This window comes from Streptomyces sp. NPDC046900, assembly GCF_040644975.1.
GTDB lineage: Bacteria > Actinomycetota > Actinomycetes > Streptomycetales > Streptomycetaceae > Streptomyces.
This window is the reverse complement of record NZ_JBEYXD010000045.1, coordinates 1-19,246: the sequence shown is the minus strand read 5'-3', so window position 1 is coordinate 19,246 and position 19,246 is coordinate 1. Positions and strand designations below refer to the sequence as shown.

Annotated in this window: 12 protein-coding genes and 2 pseudogenes; 8 read left to right on the top strand and 6 right to left on the bottom strand. The window is 67.7% G+C overall.

Annotation, left to right across the window (positions count from 1 at the left end; translation table 11 throughout):
- Positions 1–73: 73 nt before the first annotated feature.
- Together ABZ904_RS32225 and ABZ904_RS32220 are read right to left on the bottom strand one after the other, a co-directional pair.
- A pseudogene (locus tag ABZ904_RS32225) lies at positions 74–515 on the bottom strand (PhoU domain-containing protein); the annotation flags it as partial.
- Between the two features lie 927 nt (positions 516–1,442).
- Entirely contained in the window at positions 1,443–3,389 is a 1,947-nt protein-coding gene (locus ABZ904_RS32220) for a multicopper oxidase domain-containing protein (protein WP_361827227.1), read from the bottom strand.
- Between the two features lie 1,585 nt (positions 3,390–4,974).
- On the opposite strand from ABZ904_RS32220, the gene ABZ904_RS32215 reads away from it, so the two are divergent.
- Both ABZ904_RS32215 and ABZ904_RS32210 read left to right on the top strand, forming a co-directional pair.
- Positions 4,975–5,859, top strand: a complete 885-nt coding sequence (locus ABZ904_RS32215; RefSeq protein WP_361827224.1) for a helix-turn-helix transcriptional regulator — start codon at positions 4,975–4,977, stop codon at positions 5,857–5,859.
- A 115-nt stretch (positions 5,860–5,974) separates the two neighbouring features.
- A complete protein-coding gene (locus ABZ904_RS32210) occupies positions 5,975–6,478 on the top strand; it encodes a cupin domain-containing protein (RefSeq protein WP_361827222.1) in 504 nt (167 codons plus the stop codon).
- Positions 6,479–6,796: 318 nt separating this feature from the next.
- On the opposite strand, the gene ABZ904_RS32205 is transcribed toward ABZ904_RS32210, so the two are convergent.
- The gene (locus tag ABZ904_RS32205) at positions 6,797–6,985 is read right to left on the bottom strand and encodes a bleomycin resistance protein (protein WP_361827219.1); all 189 of its coding nucleotides are present in this window, start codon (positions 6,983–6,985) and stop codon (positions 6,797–6,799) included.
- Between the two features lie 558 nt (positions 6,986–7,543).
- Between ABZ904_RS32205 and ABZ904_RS32200 the strand changes: the two genes are divergently transcribed.
- On the top strand, positions 7,544–9,508 hold the full coding sequence (locus tag ABZ904_RS32200; RefSeq protein WP_361827216.1) for a SpoIIE family protein phosphatase: 1,965 nt from the start codon (positions 7,544–7,546) through the stop codon (positions 9,506–9,508).
- Between the two features lie 539 nt (positions 9,509–10,047).
- Here ABZ904_RS32200 and ABZ904_RS32195 read toward each other — a convergent pair.
- Together ABZ904_RS32195 and ABZ904_RS32190 are read right to left on the bottom strand one after the other, a co-directional pair.
- Positions 10,048–10,152 (bottom strand): annotated as a pseudogene (locus tag ABZ904_RS32195) (phosphate transport system regulatory protein PhoU); the annotation flags it as partial.
- Between the two features lie 486 nt (positions 10,153–10,638).
- Complete coding sequence (locus ABZ904_RS32190; protein WP_361827213.1) at positions 10,639–11,025, bottom strand: MarR family transcriptional regulator; 387 nt, start codon at positions 11,023–11,025, stop codon at positions 10,639–10,641.
- A gap of 85 nt (positions 11,026–11,110) precedes the next feature.
- Between ABZ904_RS32190 and ABZ904_RS32185 the strand changes: the two genes are divergently transcribed.
- From ABZ904_RS32185 to ABZ904_RS32170, 4 genes are all read left to right on the top strand, one after another.
- Positions 11,111–12,592, top strand: coding sequence for an MFS transporter (locus tag ABZ904_RS32185; protein WP_361827211.1), 1,482 nt, complete (start codon positions 11,111–11,113; stop codon positions 12,590–12,592).
- Between the two features lie 63 nt (positions 12,593–12,655).
- The gene (locus ABZ904_RS32180) at positions 12,656–13,648 is read left to right on the top strand and encodes a zinc-dependent alcohol dehydrogenase family protein (protein ID WP_361827208.1); all 993 of its coding nucleotides are present in this window, start codon (positions 12,656–12,658) and stop codon (positions 13,646–13,648) included.
- 89 nt (positions 13,649–13,737) lie between these two features.
- Positions 13,738–14,811, top strand: a complete 1,074-nt coding sequence (locus tag ABZ904_RS32175; protein WP_361002352.1) for an aldo/keto reductase — start codon at positions 13,738–13,740, stop codon at positions 14,809–14,811.
- Positions 14,812–15,189: 378 nt separating this feature from the next.
- Positions 15,190–15,498 carry a hypothetical protein gene (locus ABZ904_RS32170; protein ID WP_361002350.1) on the top strand — a complete coding sequence of 103 codons (309 nt, stop codon included), beginning with the start codon at positions 15,190–15,192 and terminating at the stop codon, positions 15,496–15,498.
- Between the two features lie 177 nt (positions 15,499–15,675).
- Here ABZ904_RS32170 and ABZ904_RS32165 read toward each other — a convergent pair whose 3' ends face one another.
- Positions 15,676–15,897, bottom strand: a complete 222-nt coding sequence (locus tag ABZ904_RS32165) for a hypothetical protein (protein ID WP_361002347.1) — start codon at positions 15,895–15,897, stop codon at positions 15,676–15,678.
- Between the two features lie 438 nt (positions 15,898–16,335).
- Here ABZ904_RS32165 and ABZ904_RS32160 point away from each other — a divergent pair, with 438 nt between their 5' ends.
- The gene (locus tag ABZ904_RS32160) at positions 16,336–18,555 is read left to right on the top strand and encodes an MMPL family transporter (RefSeq protein WP_361002345.1); all 2,220 of its coding nucleotides are present in this window, start codon (positions 16,336–16,338) and stop codon (positions 18,553–18,555) included.
- Positions 18,556–19,246: the final 691 nt, after the last annotated feature.

Genomic DNA, 19,246 nt, shown 5'->3' with positions numbered 1-19,246 from the left:
ACCTTGGGCCGAGGGGCTGGCGTTCAGGGCAACAGCCAAGGGGGAGCGGGACGAGGGCGTGATGTCATGTGGGTCATGCGGGGCTGTCCGGGATGACCGTGGGCGACGGCGTGAGCTCATCCGCGTAACTGCCGGTGACCGGATAGACCACACGCTTGGCCACGGACACCGCGTGATCGGCGAAGCGCTCGTAGTACCAGCCCACCAGGGTCACGTCCACTGCCGTCTCAACCCCGTGCTTCCAGTCCTCGTCCAGCAGGTGGTGGAAGAGGGTGCGATGCAGCTCGTTCATGCGGTCGTCGTCCTGCTCCAGCTGCAACGCTTGGTCGACGTCCTTGGAGATGAGGACAATTGGCCACCTGGGCCATCGGCCGTTGTGCCGGCCGGCTCATCTCGAGAATCGTGGTGTGAAGGTCCTTTGGGACCGTGTGCCCGGGAAAGCGCAGCCGGGTCAGTTTGGCCACATGTTGGGCCAGGTCACCGGCCCGCTCCAGATCTGCGCTCATCCGCAGTGCTGCGGCGCCCACAGCCGCGTGCGGGGGCCAGGGGGCTGATGGCCGGCCGGTATACGACTGTGGGCCCGCCAACCATATCGAGGTCCTGACCGAGGCCGGCGAGCAAGGGGCCTGGGTGGTCGCCGGATGCGTCCTGTGCGGGGCGACGGGCTCTGCTGTCTGCTGTCAACTGCGTGGAATCCAGCTGACGTTGAGCGGTGAAGAACCCGTCGGGTTGACGCCGTCGGTGCCGGCCTGGTCGACACACTGCTGACCGGCGAAGGGCGCTTCCCGCGGTCCTCACCTTCGTCCTGCTCAGCTTCATGTGGACCTGGAATGACTACTTCCTCTCCCTGATCCTGGTCTGCGACCGGGGCCACCAGCCGATGGCGCAGGGCCTGGGCGCCTTCTCCGGCCGCTACATGGTGCACATCACCCTGCTCGCAGCGGCTGCGGCGCTGATCTCGGTTCCCGTCGTGGGCTGTATGTGTTCTTCCAACGGCAGTTCATCCGCGGCATGCTCTGCGAGGCGGTCAAGGGCTGGGACACAGACCCTGGTCGGCCACATGATTAGCAAGCGGCCGTCCCCTGATACGCGCGCACCGGCAGGGCCGTCAGCAGCAGGCGACGGCTGGAGTGCGGCGCGCGCGCACTGAGCTTGCCCTACCGTTCTCGCGCCGGCTCGCCCGGTCATGCGTTGGACCTGCAGCGGTGGGGGACTGGCACCCCTGCGCCACCTGGTGCCCATGCACACGGCGACATCCGTTCCCAGTGCGGCGCACTCCGGATTCCTGAACTCGGCACGCGGTAGGCCCCGTCGAAGCCAGAGCACGAACGGCTCAGCGTCGACGGGGCCTGACGAGACTTTCGGATCAGTCCTTTGGCGCGAGGCCCATCGCTTGAGGGAATCAGCGTGCGGCTCTCAGCGACAAGGAGCTGATGACCGGGTTACATCGCGTGGTGGTCGCCGCGGCTCATCCCCATCAGGCCGCCGTGGATGTAGTGCACGGCGGGCGGCATGACCACGAGGGGCCGCATCATGCCCTCGTCCTCGTGGTCGAAGAGGTGGCAGTGGTACATGACCCGCCCGGTCTGCTCGGCGATCTTTCCGCCAATCGTGACCATGGTGTTCGCGTTGACGGTGATGGTGTCCTTCCAGCCGGACTCCTCAGGCGCAACGGGCACCGCATCGCCGACGGTGATGGGCGCCGTGGTGCTTGCGGCGGCGAAGTCCATACCGCTGACGTCGATCGCACGCCGGTCCACCACCTGAAAATCCATCAGGTGTATGTGGAGCGGGTGGTAGATCGGCACGTTGGGCGGTGCGATGTTGATCAGGTTCCACTTCTCCCAGGTGCTGGATGCCGCGAAGAAGGTGGTGGCGTCCTCGAAGATCGAGGCCACCCGGCGGAGGGTCTTCGTTCCACCCGGCAGGGCGATCTGCACGACACCCTCGCCGGATGCCTCCCCGGAGACCTCCTTCATCTCCCAGATCACCGGCATGCCGGCCTTGTCGAGGGTGAGCACGACGAACCGCTCGACGGCGCCCTCGGGAACGTCGGAGCGGGTGAGCCTCTTGAAGCCGGGAGACAGCTTTGCCGGAACCGTGTAGGTCTCGTTCCGCCTGGCCCCGACGCGGAACTGCATGACCTCGGGGAAGGGAATGATGAAGTCGGGCAGGGCGGCTCCGGGGGTCTGGCCCGGGATGGTGTTGACGAGCTTGAGCTTCTTGCCCCGGAAGGCAGCGAAGTCGATCACGATGTCGGCGCGTTCCGCGGGGGAGAGCGACAGCGCCTCGTCGATGGTCTGGGGCGCGCCGAGCAGGCCCAGGTCGGTGGCGAGGACCTTCATGGCCCCCCGCACCACCTTGCCGGTCTCCTCGTCCACCACGGCCATCCGGTAGATGCGGGTCGGCGAGAGGTTCACCAGGCGGAACCGGTAGGCGCGGGCCTCCACGTCCAGATACGGCCACACCACACCGTTGACCATGGTGAACGGGCTCAAGGTCGCCAAAGACGGAGGGATCATCCCCGGCTCAGGCTTCGCCGGGGTGATCTTCTTGCTGAGGATCTGCCCGGTCAGCCGCCCTTGGTCATCGGTGTCGAAGTTGACGTCCTGGATCGCCAGCGGGATCTCGTAGCCGCCGCCGGGCAGAGCGAGCTGGTCCTCCACCTCGTCGCGGATGACGTAGTGGCCCATCAGTCCGGCTTGCACATTCAACGCGGTGATCGCCATGGCGTGGTCGTGGTAGAAGAGGTGCGTTGCGGCCTGGTCGTTGCCGTATTCGGCCAACTGCGCACTTCCGGGTGTGACCGCGAGGTCCGCACCGCCGTCGTGCAGCGCGTGGTTGTGTCCGCCGTGCAGGTGGACCGTGGTCCAGGCAGTCAGCATGTCGACCTCGGGGCGCGTGGTCGCGCCCTTGGATCCCGGGCTGTTGTAGGGCAGCAGGCCGGGCCCGGGACCGTCCGGGGCCACGAACACGGCCTTGACGGGGATGGTGCCCTTGAGGTTGTTCTTCCAGGCGATGCGGGTCCGCTGGCCCCTGCGCACCTCGATGGTCGGACCGGGGAAGTGGCCCATGTAGGTCCACAGGCGGGTGGCCGGCATCTGGGAGTGCAGACGGATCTGGGCTTCCACCAGATCGACCTTCGTGAGCGCTTCGTTGCCGGGGCGCAGCGTCGGAGGGATGCGCAGCGGGTCCTTGAACGGAGTCAGTTTGGTGAACTGCGGGGAGCTCACGCCGTCCAGCGGCTCGCTGCCGCCGTCGAGCGTCTGGTTGGCCTGTGCGCTTGCCTGGAACAGGCCGGTGGCGCTGTAGACGGCCGTGCCGGTGATGGCGGCAGCGACCGCGGTGCCGCCGGCCATGCCGAGGAAGGTCCGTCGCTTGTGCTTCATGTTGGATGGTTTCCTGTGCTCAAGGTTGTTGTGGTGGGTGCCCGTCTTGGGCACCGTCGCAGGGGACTGCAGTCCGATGTCCCAGCGGCGTCAGCGATGTGACAGGGCGTCCGGCCGTGCGGTCGCCGTGTGTTTGGGATCGCTGTCAACCCTGGGCTGCGACGCAATACGAGATCGGGCAGTTTTCTGCCGCAGTGAGAAAATCCCGGCCTCGCTTGAAGGAGGCGCCCCCGTCGCCTTGGGGTATGACCTGTGCACGCGGGACTTGGCCCCCCAAGGCGCCCCCGGCTCTGTGACTGCTTTTCTCCCAGCGCGCTGGTGGATCCTGCGGCGCATGGCGCTGATTGTTCGTATCGAAGCTTCGTCGTGTTGCTGGCTCCCGTGCGGGAAGCCGCCTCAGGTCCGTCGGTGCCTACTTTCGACCGCCCTCGATATCGAATCCGTGGTTCACGGCGCACCTGACGCCGCAGAACGGCAACGGTTACGGCCCTGAATCCGCCCGACAGGAGCGGCCGTCGCGCCGCTTCCCCCGGTTCACGGGCACCTCAACCGCGTGGCATGTTCGGTGAGTTGGCACCGTGCATCAGCGCGCAGCGAGAACGGGATCGCCCGTTCCGGACCACCGCCTTGGGGACCGGTCGCACCAAAGACCCCAGTGATCTCCTCGCCCGGCACGCGATTCCCCTTTCCTCCGAAGACCTCATGAGTCGCATGCAATCTCGACGTTCCGCAGGACCGTTTCTCGCGGGAGGGCGACGAGCCCGTACGTGAGCTCGAAGCAGGTTCTGCGTCGAGCGCCGACAGGGCGGCGACGATCTCCGGGAAAGGTCTCCGGAGAGGCGACGTACGGGGAATCCTAGGCAGCGCAGCGGCGGCAACCAGGGCCCTCCTGTCATCAAATACTCACTTACATCGCTACATTCCAACCCAGCGAGTGCCTCACCATGCCGTGGGCACCCACGCTGTGGGCACCCATAACGTGAAGAGAAGAGCGACTCGTGGTGGTTTGCGGGATGGCGGATCATCGACCTTCGGTCATCACCCTGCTGACCAGCCAGAACCCCACCGCCTACAGAAACGCCCTCCAGGCGGCCACACGCATATCCGTCCAGGTAGGCCCCCGGATCCAGCGCTCCAGGCGGCTGCATTGCGCGGATATGGATCCAGGGCTCGGTGTGCTTGTGAGGACTGCTACCTGTCCCGTGTGTACCGTCGCAGGGCCGGTGTACCGTCGCAGGGCCGGCGGGCCCCGTCCGAAGGCTCACCAGTTGGATCAGCGAGCCGGAGCGACCCTGTGACAGGTGGTGACCCGCCCGTGCGGCGCCCAGGCGACGTCGGGCACGTTCCTCGGTAGGGCCTCGCCGGCGTCCGCAGGGGCGCGTCACGCGGGCCGGCGGCTTCGGCCGTACGGCACCAGGGCGCGAAGGCGATGGGCTCAAGACCGAGCATCGCTCGGTTCACGTCCGGTCGCAGGCGCCGCCGAGGCGCTTGCAGGGGCCTTCCCCGCACTCGCCGGACTCGGGGGCAGGAGTTCCGGTCCGAGGGTGCTCTTGCCGCCATCCTGATAGGAGCATATGCTCATAATGTGGGCGGAACACGGAACACCAAGCTCGGAGACTTTCTCCGCGCCCGACGGGCAGCACTCTCACCTGGGGACGCCGGGATCGCTACCCACGGTTCGCCGCGCCGCGTACCGGGTCTGCGGCGCGATGAGGTCGCGCGGCTCGCCGGGGTCAGCGTGAACTATTACGCACGCATCGAGCAGGGGGAGGACCACCACTTGTCCGGTTCGGTGATGGAGGCCATCGCGGGCGCGCTGCGACTGAACGACATCGAGCGGCTCCACCTGCTGCGCCTGGCATGGCCCGCACAGGTCGTGAGGCATCGGGCCGGGCCTGAAGAGGTGCGGGACTCGGTGATCGCTCTGGCCGAGAGCACCACCCAGCAGGCGGTGTACATCGTAGGCAGGCGCACAGACCTGCTCGGCGGCAACCGATTGGGGTTCGCACTGCTCGGCCTGAGCCCGGACCTGCCCTCGAACCTGGCACGGCACATCTTCCTCGAACCAGCGATGCGCGACTTGATCGTCGACTGGAACTACTGGGCGCGCCACGTGGCCGGCTACCTGCGGATGACCTCGGTGGAATACCCCGATGACCCGCTCATGACCGAGCTGATCGGCGAACTGAGGCTCAAAAGCGCCGAGTTCGTGGAGTTGTGGGATACCCAGCCGGTGGCCGAATGCACCCACGCAGTCCGGGAGTTCAACCACCCACTCGTCGGACACCTCACCCTCCGCGAGGAAATCGTGCGCCTGTCCCGTCCCCCCGACCAGCACATCATCTTCAACGGTGCTGCCCCCGGCTCCGAATCCGCCGAACGGCTCAGGCTGCTGGACTCGCTGGCCTCCTCAAACCCCGCCGCAACCACCTTGGCCAAGGCGCCTGATACCCGAGCAACCACACATTGAACCTGGCCCGGAATCCAGACCCACCAGGCGCCAGAAGGCCGCATGCGCGCCTCTTGCGTACGTCAATCCACATCAGAATCGAGGCGACACACTCATGACTTTTACACTGACCGGAATGGACCCCAACGACCCGCACTGGGACAAGCGCGGTGCCCTCTACGTGCCGTCTGGCCAGGGCCCCACGGTGTGGGCCGTAGGCGACGTCTACACGATCAAGGCAACCGGCGCGCAGACGAACGGGGGACTCGGTTTCATCGAGGCCACGGTTCCGGCGGGCGGCGGCCCGCAGGCTCACGCCCACACCGAGCAGGAAGAGACGTTCTACATACTCGACGGTGAACTGGAGTTCCTGGACGGCGACCACATCTTCACAGCCGTGGCCGGGGACTTCATCCACGTACCTCGGGGGGTCCGCCACCGCTTCACCAACAAGGGCAACCACGCCGCGAAGATGATCTTTATGTTCACTCCCCCCGGGCCGGAACAGATCATCGCCGACTACGCCCAACCTGTCCGGCCCGGGGAGGCGCCGCCGCCGCAGATCGACGATGAACAGATCGCACGGTACGAAGAGATGGTCCGGTTGACAAAGGTGATCAATCTTCCGGAACCGTCCTGAACATGGGTGGACCGAGGCCACTTCGGCGGTGAGTTGTGGCGCGGCGGATGCGGCCCACCAGCGCCCGGCATGGTGACTATGCGCTCCCGCGCGTCCGCAACGGCCCCATGCGAGCGCTCAGGAGACGTCGTGGCAACGCCTGCCGCCCGGCCGCCGCCAGGGCGCAGGGCGACGTCATAGCGGAACGCGTCGCAAGCCCCATGACCTGCCGGACTCCGGCGGGCGGGCCTGCAGAACGCCGTCTCGTGCCGTACGCGGTTTGCAGTGCTCAGACGGTGGGGCTTCCCGCGCAGTGTGGTCCTGGACGCTGCGCGGCCTTCATCGCTGCAACGCTTCCATGTGGAGCGCGGCGTCGCCGGCCGCCTCGTCGGGAGTCCGGCCGTTCTCACGGGCGACGATGTACGCGGCATACCAATCCGACCAGTGATGCTCGGGGGCGGTCGCCTCGTACGCTCCGTGGCGCTCCTCGGTCTCCCGCAGAAGTTCTGTCAACGTGGGGATATTCATGGCGGAGGCCTCCTCAGTCGTGCGGGACTCATTACCACCGAACGAGACGTATGAGGTGTGGCTGCGAGGCTCTGGGTCGGGGCCATCCACCCGTTCCTGGACGGCGGTGTCATAGGCGTGGTGGAAGACCTCGCGCACCTCGACGGCCCTGCTGCGATGTCCAATGGGCCCCTGGGCGGAGCCCGGCGCCGCGGGTGACCCCTGCACCGGTGGGAATCCGAGCGCCGACCGTGAGCCCTCGCGGACCTACTGACACGACAATTGTGACTTATCAAGTGAAGGCAAGCGTAACGAGCTCATCGTCGATCAACGCTGTGACCTGCGATCCAGTCGTCCACGGTTGTCGGCGTTGGGCGCCGTTGTAAACCTTCGTGCAGCTCAGAGACGGCCCAGGCAAGCTTGCGCGGCCCGGCGGGGTCGGTTGCCCCGTCTGACGGCCTCGAGGCGGCGTAGGGCGGGTGCAGGAGCTCTTTACGTGGAGATTGCACCGAAACATCCAGAATACGATTAGGAAAGGATCGTTTGGGTGATCGCTCGATGCCTCTCAGGGAGCGGCAGATGGACACCTTGGACGAACTCATTCGGAGAAGTGAACCGTCGGCTCTTTTGACCTTGGACGGCACCATCCGCTCCCTCAACGTCTCGATGGCCGTGACACTGGGCAGGCCGGCGGAGCAGTGCGTAGGCCATAACTTCCTTGGCTTGCTGCCCGAAACCCAGCGGGCCGCGGCCGAGACTCTCCTGATACACGGGGCCACGACGAAGACGGTCTCGATGCGTGTGCTGCTGTTCGCGGGGCCGGGTAGCGCGTCCGTGGTCAGCCTCGTCGAGGCCCGGCCGGTGGAGGATCTCGGGGGCGGCAATCGACTGGTGTGGGTGCACTCGGTGGACGCGGGCAACGACCTGGGCAGTCTGCTGATCCCGTTCCGGCTGGCGGCCGCGGCTGCAGATCTGGGCCTGTGGATGTACTCACCCCAGGAGCAGGATCTGGAATGGCTGGGTGGCGCGCCCGCCCTGGCCGAGCTGTTCCCGGAGGCCTCGGTCTCCTTGTCCAGTGTGGTCCGGCGAGTTCACCCAGATGACCGGGAGGCCTTGGGACGGATCATGCACTCGACCGCCGCTCAGTCCCCCTGGATCAGCTTGCGGTTCCTCACCAAGCGGGGCGGGTGGCACCATCTGGCCTGCCAGACCCTACGGATCCAGCTGGGCTATGGCGGTCCCGAGCAAGTCTTCGGGGTGATCCGCGATGACACGCGGCTCGAGGAGGACCGACAGGAAATGCTGGCCACGCTGAGTACCGAGCGGCGCCGCGCCGACGAGATCGCCGCCTTCTCCTCCGCGCTGATCACCGCCGCCACGGAGCAGGAACTGCAGCAGGTCGTCCTGACACGGGTTGCCGCGACCTTCGGCGGCACAGGCGCCATGCTCGCGCTCTTCGATAGCGGGACGAGGCGCCTACGCGTCGCCTCCGATGCCAGGGTCGATCCGCGGCAGGCCGACGACATGCATGGACTGTTGCTGGATGAGCCGGGACCGCTGACCGATGCGATCCGAACCGGCACGCCGCAGTTCATCCCGAATCAGGAGGAATACATACGCCGCTGGCCGGAGGTAGGTGGCGCTCCGTGGCTCAGCTCCTATGTGGCCACGTCGATCGCCCCCCTTAGCCCGGTCGGCGACCAGCCGCTCGGTGCCTGGGGGGTGACCTACGACAGCGAGCACCACTCGTCCCCGAACGAGCGCGCTCTCATGAGTACTTTGGCCGATTTGGCGGGCCAGGCGCTCAAGCGCATCCGATTGCAGCAGGCTCGCGTCGAGCTGGCCACGGCGCTCCAGCGGAGCATGCTCCCTACGCTGCCCGAGCATCTCCCGGGCCTGGAGGTTGCTGCCCGCTACCTGCCCAGCCGGGCCGGGCTCGACATCGGCGGAGACTGGTACGACGTCTTCCTCATGCCCGACGGTACGGTGACTCTCGAGATCGGCGACGTCCAGGGGCACGACGTGGACGCCGCTGCTTTCATGGGGCAGGTGCGCTTGTCCATGCGCGCGATCGCCGCCCAGGAACTGGATCCGGGAACCGTACTGACGCGAACCAACGAGCTGCTCGTCGCGATGGCCCCCGTGCGATTCGCCAGCTGCACCATCCTGCATCTCGACCCGGACGGCGGTCGGGTCACGGGGACCAGTGCCGGCCATGTGCCGGTGCTGTGCGCACGCAGGGACGGCAGCCACGACATCCGCGAGCTGCCGGGCGGTCCGGTCCTGGGTATCGTGCCCGACACCGAGTACCGCGAGGAGACCTTCACGCTGGAGGAGGACGCCGCTCTGGTCATGCTCACCGACGGTGTGGTCGAAGGGCCGGGCCTGACGCTGGACGCGGGACTGGAGCGGGCCGGAACACTGGCCGCCGAGGCCCTCCACGACGGGCTGAACGCCGACGCGACTGCTGACCGGATCCTCGATGCCGCGGTCGCGGTGGACCACCTCGACGACGTGGCCGTGCTGGTCATCAGGCGCACGTGACGGTGCCCTTCGCTTCGTGCTGCGGGATCACCCAAGTGAGGACGAGGCTCACCAGTTGGATTAGCGAAGCGTAGTGAACCTATGGCAGAGTGCTACGCGCACGCCCGGCGCCCAGGCGACGTCGGGCACCCTCCTCGGTCGGGTCTTGCGGCCCGGTCGACCAGCGTCCGGAGGGACGTGCCACGCGGGCTGGCGGCTCCTGTCGTTCAGTACCAGGGCACGAAGGCGATTGGCTCCCAAGGCTGAGCAACGCTCAGCCTCGCTAAGCCAATCAGAGACGCTCCCCGCATGCGGTACGGGAGCGCGGTCCTTTGCAGGGGACACCGATGCGGCTCCGCCATGGCATGATCCCGGATCGCTCTCACAACGGCCAATAAAATGACGCGAGTTGTCGATGGGCGATCAGGCAGCCCCGCGTACCTGGCGTCGGAACTCTTCCAGGGCGACGGGGTGATCGATGTCGACATGACCGCCGTCAAGGAGGACGAAGAGATGCGGGGCCCGCCGACAAGCCTCGTTTGCCGAATCCCGGGCACTTCTCAGGGCGTGAAGGGTGTGTCGGGCACGAATTCGTCCGCGCGTTCGCCGGTGACGAGGTAGACCACGCGCCGAGCAACCGACACAGCGTGGTCGGCGAAGCGTTTGCAGCGCAAGGTAGCTTCGCCCAACGACTTCACCGACCTCAACGAGGTCGAGAACCGGCTCCGAGCGTCTCTGATTGGCTTAGCGAGGCTGAGCGTTGCTCAGCCTTGGGAGCCAATCGCCTTCGTGCCCTGGTACCGAACGACAGGAGCCGCCAGCCCGCGTGGCACGTCCCTCCGGACGCTGGTCGACCGGGCCGCAAGACCCGACCGAGGAGAGTGCCCGACGTCGCCTGGGCGCCGGGCGTGGCGCAGCACCTTGCCACAGGTTCACTACGCTTCGCTAATCCAAATGGTGAGCCTTCGAAGACCGCTACAACGCCACGGCACAGCCGTTCCAGTGGAAGTTCACCACCTCCGACCTGGACGATCTGCTGGCCAGACTCGACTGGCACACCGCCGATCACCCATAAGAATCCTCCGCCACCCCTGAAGCATGATCAACCCCGAAGGGCTTACGACGCAGACCACTTAGTACTCGGGCAGCGGTCAGTCTGTCTCTCGAAGTGTTCTGGCGAGCACGGAGCGGCGTGTGGGTTGGGCCTCCATATGACGCTCGCGGCCCTCGTCGGTGAGGACGACGAGGATGCCGCGGCGGTCGGCTTCGCATATGGCGCGCTTGAGGAAGCCGTCGCGTTCCATTCGGGCGATCAGCCGGCTTGCGGCGCTCTGGCTCAAGTGCACGACGTCAGTGAGGTTCTGGGCGCGGCACTGGGTGTTCTCGGAGCGGGCGAGGGCTTCGAGCGCTTCGAACTCGCTGACGCCGATGCCGTGCCGTGCCTGCAACTCACGCTCGAGGGACTGGTACACGACGGCATGCTGAACCAGGAGATCGTGCCACTCCTTGACCAATTGCCGCTCGTCACCAGCGTCCATGCGACCACCGTAGCATGCACACACATTTAATGTTCACGCATTAGATGCGCTTGCATTTCAAATACGAGCATGTGAGCCTACCGGCATGAGTCCTTCCGCACCATCGCCCTTGTCCACGTCCTCGCTCGCATGGAACGCGCGGCTGTGGGGGATCCTGCTCACCGTCTCGATCGTCGGGTTCCTCGACGCGCTGGACGTGAACATGGTGGGTGTCGCCCTGCCCTCGATCCAGGCCGACCTCGGCCTGTCCACAAGCGCACTGCAGTGGATCGTCAGCGGTTACGTCCTCGGCTACGGCGGCTTTCTGCTGCTGGGCGGACGCGCCGCCGACATCCTCGGCCGCCGCCGCGTCTTCCTGACGGCGGTCGCCGTCTTCGCCCTGACCTCGCTGGTCGGCGGCCTGGTCGACGACGGGAACCTTCTGATCGTCGCCCGTCTCCTGAAGGGCGTGTCGGCGGCGTTCACCTTGCCCGCGGCGCTGTCCATCATCACGACCACGTTCGCCGAGGGGCCAGCCCGCAACAAGGCGATCGGGATCTACACGCTCATGGGTGCCAGCGGCTTCTCAAGCGGCCTGGTGCTGTCCGGTGCACTGACCGAGCTCGGCTGGCGCTGGACATTTCTCCTGCCGGTGCCCGTGGCGCTGATCGCTCTGGCGGCGGCCATCCGTGTCCTGCCCAAGGACGGCCCGCGCACCGTCGGCAGCTACGACCTGCCCGGCGCACTCACCCTGGTCGGCGGAATGCTGCTGCTCGTCTACGTCGTGGTCGACGCGCCGCAGAAGGGCTGGACCACGGCGAGCACTCTGGTGCAGTTCGGGCTCGCAGCCGCACTACTGGCCGCCTTCGTGGTGATCGAGCTCCGCGGCGCACAGCCACTGATCCGTCTGGGCATCCTGTGTTCCAGCTCCCTGGTGCGTGGCAACGTGGGCCTGTCGGTGTTCTTCGGCGCCTACGTCGGCTTCCAGTTCGTGGCGACGCTGTACTTCCAGCAGGTGCTGCAGTGGTCGGCGCTGCAGACCGCGTTCGGCTTCCTTCCCGCCGCCGCCATCGTCACCCTCGCCTCGCCGCGTATCCCGCACCTGATCGCACGATTCGGCACCGCGCGCAGCATCATCGCCGGCGTCAGCACGCACGTGGCCGCCTATGCGCTCTTCCTGGCCATCGCCCGGGACCACCCCTACGCCGTGGGTGTGCTGCCCAGCATGCTCCTGATCAGCATCGGCATGACACTGGCGTTCGCGCCCTTCCAGATCGAGGGCACCTCGGGAATCCCTGACCACGAACAAGGCCTGGCCGGCGGCCTACTGAACACCTCCATGCAGATCGGCGGCGCAATCGGCCTCGCCATCGTCACCGCGGTCCTCACCGCAGGAAACGAAGGCAAGAGCGGACCCGACGCCCTGCTCGCCGGTTTCACCCCCGCCATGATCACCGTCACGGTGCTCGCGGCCATCGGCCTGCTCACCGCCCTGTCCGGAACGCTGGGACGCCGCAGGGCGGCTACGCCGACGGACCAGAGCACCGCCCAACTGGAGTCCGACAAGGAGCCCGGGATCACCAGGTGACGGCCGACCGCCGAGCCTCAACTCCCACTTCGTTCCGCAGACTTGAAAGGCAAGACCACTCACATGAGCAAGATCGTCCGATTTCACGCCACCGGTGGCCCCGAGGTCCTGACCCTGGACGACATCGAGGTCCGCGAACCCGGACAGGGCGAGATCCGCATCCGCACCCGGGCTCTCGGGGTGAACCGAGCCGATGAGGTGTTCCGCAACAACCACCTCGTGGAGCTTCCCTCCGGTATCGGATGGGAGGCCTCCGGTGAGGTCGACGCCATCGGCCCGGACGTCGAAGGTTTCACCGTCGGCGATGCCGTCAGCATGATCCCCTACTTCACGCTCACGCCCATCAACTACCCCATCCACGGCGAGCTGGCCATCGCGCCCGCCACCGCGGTGGTCAAGCACCCCGACACCCTGTCCTGGGAGCAGGCCGCGGCCCTGTGGGGCGCGTACCTGACCGCCTACGGCGCCCTCATCGAGACCGCGGACCTGAAGGCCGGTGACACGGTGCTCATCCCGGCCGCCTCCAGCAGCGTCGGGCTGGCCGCGATCCAGATCGCCCGCAGCGTGGGAGCCCGGCCCGTGGCACTGACCCGCACCAGCGCCAAGCGCCGGCGACTCCTGGACGAAGGCGCCGAGGCAGTGATCGTCACGGACGAGGAAGACGTGGTCACCCGCGTGAACGAGCTCACCGACGGCCACGGCGCCCGCGTCATCTTCGACCCCGTGGGAGGACCTGCCCTGGCGGGCTTGATCGGCGCCGCCGCACCCGGCGCGATGGTGATCGTCTACGGCGCGCTGAGCAGCGAGGCCACGACGCTGCCGGTGATGGGGTTGATCGGCAAGAGCCTGACCATCCGGGGATACAAGGTCTTCGAGCTCACCACCGACGTCACACGCCGCAAGGCCGCCGTCGACTGGGTCCTTGACGGCCTTACCCGCAAAACCCTGCGACCGGTCATCGACACCGTCTTCCCGCTGGAGGACATCGTCGGGGCCCACCGTCATCTCGAGTCCGGATCCCAGGTCGGCAAGATCGTCGTGACCGTCCCCCGCTGACCCGACACACCTTATAGGCGCCAAGAACCGCGTCTTTGCCTACACAACGCAAGTTACTCGTCTTACTCGTCTTAGGGAGAGGTCCACCCATGCGATACACCACCTTCGGGCGCAACAACGGCCTGCGCGTGTCCGAGTACGGCCTCGGCACCGCCAATTTCGGCACCGGCTGGCGCGCCGGTGGCGGCTGGGGCCCCGGTGCCGAGCCCGCCGAGGCCCGCAAGATCTTCGACCGGTTCGCCGAAGCCGGCGGCACGCTCATCGACACCGCCGAGAACTATCAGGCCGGCGAATCCGAGAAGCTGCTCGGCGAGTTCCTGGGCGCCGACCGGGACCACTTCGTGCTGACGGGCAAGTACAGCATGAACGGCGTCGGACCGCTGACCGTCTCCAACACCGGCAACAGCCGCCGGTACATGGTCCAGGCTCTCGAGGCCAGCCTGCGCCGCCTGAACACCGATCACCTGGACATGTACTGGGTGCACGCCCCTGACGGCCTGACCCCGATGGAGGAGATCCTGCGCGGCCTGGGCGACCTGGTCAGCGCCGGAAAGATCCGCTATTTCGGGCTGTCGAACTTCCCGGCCTGGCGGGTGTCGCGCGCCGCCGCCATCGCCGAGCTGCGCGGCTGGTCACCGGTCGCCGGTATCCAGGTCGAGTACAGCCTGGTCGACCGCACCGCCGAGCGGGAGCTGCTGCCAATGGCGCAGGCGCTTGGCCTGGGCGCGGCGCTGTGGAGCCCGCTCGGCGGCGGTCTGCTGACCGGCAAGTACCGCCAGGGCGCCACCGGCAGGATCAGCGACCTCAAGGCCGTCGGGTTCTTCGAGGACACCGCGCAGAAGACCGCGATCGTCGACTCCGTCCTCGACGTCGCGGCCGAGCTCGGCGTGCCGGCCTCCCATGTCGCCATCGCCTGGATGCGGCAGCAGGGCGCGCGAGCGGCCACGGCGTACGTGCCGATCATCGGCCCGCGCAGCGTCGCGCAGCTCGACGACTACCTGGGCGCGCTGGACGTGACGCTGACCCCGGCGCAGTTCGCCCGGCTCGACGAGGTGAGCGCGATCAGGCTCGGCACCCCGCACGAGCTGAACGCGTGGATCGTGAGTCCCATCCGCGGCGGTGACGCAAGCGTGATCGACGAGCCCACGACCCCGGCAGCGTGATCTCAGGCGGCGGACCAGTTCCGAGACACGGAGTGGCCCTATCGCGCGCAGCCTGGAGCACGTCAGCGAGTGGTGGAGCATGCTGATCATGCCTGACGCCTTCGACGGCTTCACCCGCTTCGACGAGTTCGAGCGCAACCTCGGCATCGCCCCGAACATGCTGACCACCGCCTGAAGTCCCTGGTGGACACCGACCCGCGGCGAGCAGACAAGGACGTGTCCAGCACGACATAACGGTCCGCCTCGGCCATGGACCCCGACCGCATAGATGCCCGGCAGGCACAGGCGAAGCCACACCGCCGCGCCGCGGGGCCACCAGCTCGCCGGTTCCACGGCTGCTTCGCCATGCCCGCGCAACCATCGCCGGCTCCGCTCGACGTGCCCACGGCGCCAGACGGGGCTTCCCGAAGCGGCATCCGTGCCGTACATAGCGCCTGGCCGCAGCTGACCGGCCTGCGCATCCGCCACCGGGACCAGTTCGCCTATGTGGCGGGCGAACCGGCCGACGGCGGGAGCCTCAAGCTGATGCGCCTGCGCTACCGCGGCACCGCGAGCCGGTGGGGCTTCGTCCTGTACGACGCCGGCAGCGACCGCTACCAGGACGCCCTCCTGCCCGCCGGCAGCGGCACCCCAGAGGACGCACTCGACTGCGCCTGCCGACTCCACCTCACCGCTCTCGACAGCTGATAGCGCACACCCACGACCGGCTCCGGAGTCAACCCCCGAAGAACTTACGACGCAGACCACTTAGTTGACCTGTGTCAGGCTGCGTGGGCTTCGGGTTGTTCGGCGAGGCAGCCGCGTTCGAAGCGGGCCCCAGCGCGGACGGGCGACGAGGTGGGGTGCGTTCACGGCCCGCCACCGCTACTGGGCGGACTCGACGAGCGTGAAGACCATGGCGAGCGCGGCGTTCGGGCTGCCGGCGCCCGCCGCGGTCGGCGACCTGTTCGCCCTGGCCAACGCCGTGGCGGCGATGGTGGGCGGTCGCCACACCGGATTGGTCGCGGAAGACGAGGTGAGGGTGCGGGCCTGCGGCGAGACTGCCGTCCGCTGTACCGCGTACCCGGCGCCTCCCTGGCCGTCCATGCGGGCGGCCGGACCGTTTTTGTTCGGCGACCTCCCGGCCGGGCCGCGTACACGGTCATCGCTGTGATGTACCTGGGCCGCATCGTGGAGTTCGCGAGGAAGCGGTGGTGGGCGGTGCGGGCGCTGACCGTGTGGCAGTCCGAGCCGGTGGTGGCCGGGTGCGGGTGGCGTGCCCCTGCTGGGGATGGGATGGCGGGGTGATGTTGTGCGGGCTCGTCGCGGTGGCCGCTGTTGTGGTGCGCCGGGCCCCAGGGCGTGGGTCAAGGTGTTGTCGGCTGGTGGGATGAGTGCCGGCGCGGTTCATCCTTGCGGCTGAGGTGGAAGTTCGTCACGGGTGCGGACGAGGCTGGCGTGGGGCGGCTCAAGACTGGACTGGTGTCCTGACCAGGGCATTTCCCCCTTCTTGAGTAGCATCGACTTCGAGCGGAGCACGGCCGCGTGGCTACATTCCTTTACAGACTGGGCAGATTCGCCTTTCGGCACCGGTTCGGTGTGGCCGTTGCGTGGCTGGTGCTCCTGGTTGCGGCCGGTGTCGCGGCGTCCACGGCGGCCCCTGCCGTCCCGAGTTCGTTTGCGCTGCCGGGGACGGAGGCCCAGCGGGCCGTGGATGTGCTGAAGGAACGCTTTCCCGGTATGGACGTGGAGAGCGCGTCGGCGCGGGTGGTGTTTCGGGTACCGGTGGGGCATCGGGTGACCGAGCGGGCGAACCGGGCGCGGATCGAGGCGACGGTCGCTGCGCTGAAGAAGAGTTCCCCGCAGGTGGCCTCCGTCGCCGACCCGTTCATCGCCCACACGGTCAGCAAGGACCGTACGACCGCGTACGCGCCGGTGGCCTACAAGGCCAGGGCGGTGGCGTTGAGCGAGCAGTCCAAGACGTCCCTGGTGCACACGGTGGAGAAGGCCCGCGGCGGGGGATTGGCCGTTGAGGTGGGGGGCAGCGCCGTGCAGGCGGAGGACGGGGGTTCGGGCATGGAGGTGGTGGGCATGGCGATCGCCGCGGTGGTCCTTGTGATCACTTTCGGGTCGCTGGTGGCCGCCGGCCTGCCCCTGGTCACCGCACTGCTGGGCGTGGGCATCGGTGTTTCTGTGATCGGCGCCCTGGCCAACCCCCTGGATCTGGGCGATCAGACGTCCACGTTGGCGTTGATGCTCGGTCTGGCGGTCGGGGTCGACTACGCCCTGTTCATCGTGACCCGCTACCGGACCGAACTGGCCGAGGGCCGTGAGCGGGAGGAGGCGGCCGGCCGGGCCGTGGCCACGGCCGGCTCGGCGGTCGTCTTCGCGGGTCTGACGGTGGTGATCGCTTTGGCGGGCCTGTCGGTGGTGGGTCTGCCGGTGCTGACGAAGATGGGCCTGGCCGCGGCGGGAACGGTCGCCCTGGCCGTGGTGCTCGCCCTGACCCTGCTGCCGGCGCTGCTGGCCATGGCGGGCAAGCGGATCGTGGGGCGGCGTGCCCGCAAGAGGCCGGCGGGCAGAGCGTCCGGGAAGCCGACCGTGGGGGCGCGCTGGGCGCGTTTCGTGCTGCGGCGGCCACTGATGGTGATGGTGGTGTCGGTGATCGGTTTGGGCGTGCTGGCCGTACCGGCGGCTTCTTTGAAGCTGGGGATGCCCGATGAGGGGGCCATGGCGACCAATACCACGCAGCGTAAGGCGTACGACATGCTGTCGGCCGGGTTCGGCCCGGGCATCAACGGCCCGCTCACGGTCGTGGTCGATGCCAAGGGCGGCAAGAACGCCACCCGCGCCGCCCGGAAGGTCACCTCGACGGTGAGGGCACTTCCTGGGGTTGCGGCGGTCGGTCCCGCCGCCTTCAACGCGGCACATGACACCGCGGTCGTGACCGTGGTGCCGAGTACCAAGCCGGGCAGTGCGCAGACGGAGAACCTGGTGCACGCCATCCGCGCCTCCAGCGCCGACCTGCAGCACGTGACGGGTGCCCGCACCATGGTGACGGGGCTGACCGGTATGAAGGTCGACTTCTCCCGGAAGGTCAGCGGGGCACTGCTGCCCTATCTGGGGATCACGGTCGGTCTGGCGTTCGTGTTGCTGATGCTGGTGTTCCGGTCCGTGCTGGTGCCACTCAAGGCCGCCGTGGGTTTCCTGCTGTCGATCGGGGCCTCGCTCGGAGCACTCGTCGCGGTCTTCCAGTGGGGGTGGCTGGCCGACGTCCTCGGCGTCGACCAGAAGGGACCGATCACGAGCACCATGCCGATCCTCATGGTCGGTATCGTCTTCGGACTCGCCATGGACTACGAGGTCTTCCTCGTCACGCGGATGCGTGAGGCATACGCGGCAGGGCAGAGTCCGCATGAGGCGATCGTGACCGGCTTCCGTCACGGGGGACGCGTGGTGAGTGCGGCGGCCCTCATCATGACGGCCGTCTTCGGCAGCTTCATCGCCTCGGGCGATCAGTCGATGAAGTTGGTCGGTCTCGGGCTCGCGGTCGCGGTCCTGCTGGACGCCTTCGTCGTTCGCATGGCGATCGTGCCGGCCGTCCTGGCCCTGCTGGGCCGGGCGGCCTGGTGGCTGCCGAAGTGGCTTGGCGCCCTCTTGCCGGACATCGACGTCGAGGGAGAAAGACTGCACCGCACCGGCGGCGCCCTCACTCCCGCCCATGCCCGGCGGCAGGAGGCCGGAGGCGACCGGCTGTGCTTGTGATCCTTGATGCGCCGGGTCCGGCCCCCCTCTTTCGGTGGGGGGCCGGGCCCGGCGCCGCATGCGAAAGGAGGGGCGGGGGCGGGCGCAGGGAGTGCGGGACCACGTGGGCGCCCCAAGGGGGCAGCTTGGTCCCACGCGGCATGGCCGTGATCTCGGTGAGGGCCACGGCGTTGGGGACGCCCTCTGCACGGATGAGGACTTCAAAGCGCTGGCGCTCGATGACCTCACCGCCGGCACGAGCCCTGACAGGCACAGCGATGACGGTCTTCGCCCAGCTCTGGCGAACCGCCTCGGTCGCCGGCATCTCGAGGCCCGTGGGCCACGCGTACGCGTCCCTCGACAGATCGTGACTGCCCGGGCCCTCCTGCCCCCGGCTTTGTAAGGGCGGGGGTTGGGAGCTGTTCGGTTTCGGGTGTGCAGGAGTGTGCGTGAGTGTGTACTGGTTCGTGGTGTTGCAGCGCGCGCACGACGCTGGCGGGCACTGAATGTCAGTGTCGGCCGGTAGCGTTCTTCCTGTTGCTGATCAAGCGTTGTGGAGGGGGGTACATCGATGCGTGGTGAGTCGCTGCGCACGATCGCTGCGCCCTTCGTGGCCGTCGGCCCGTCCGGCGTGGCGATCCGCACCCGCATCAAGGGCCTCACGCCGGACGACGAGCAGGTGTTACGTCTGGTCGGCGCGCATCTGGGGTCG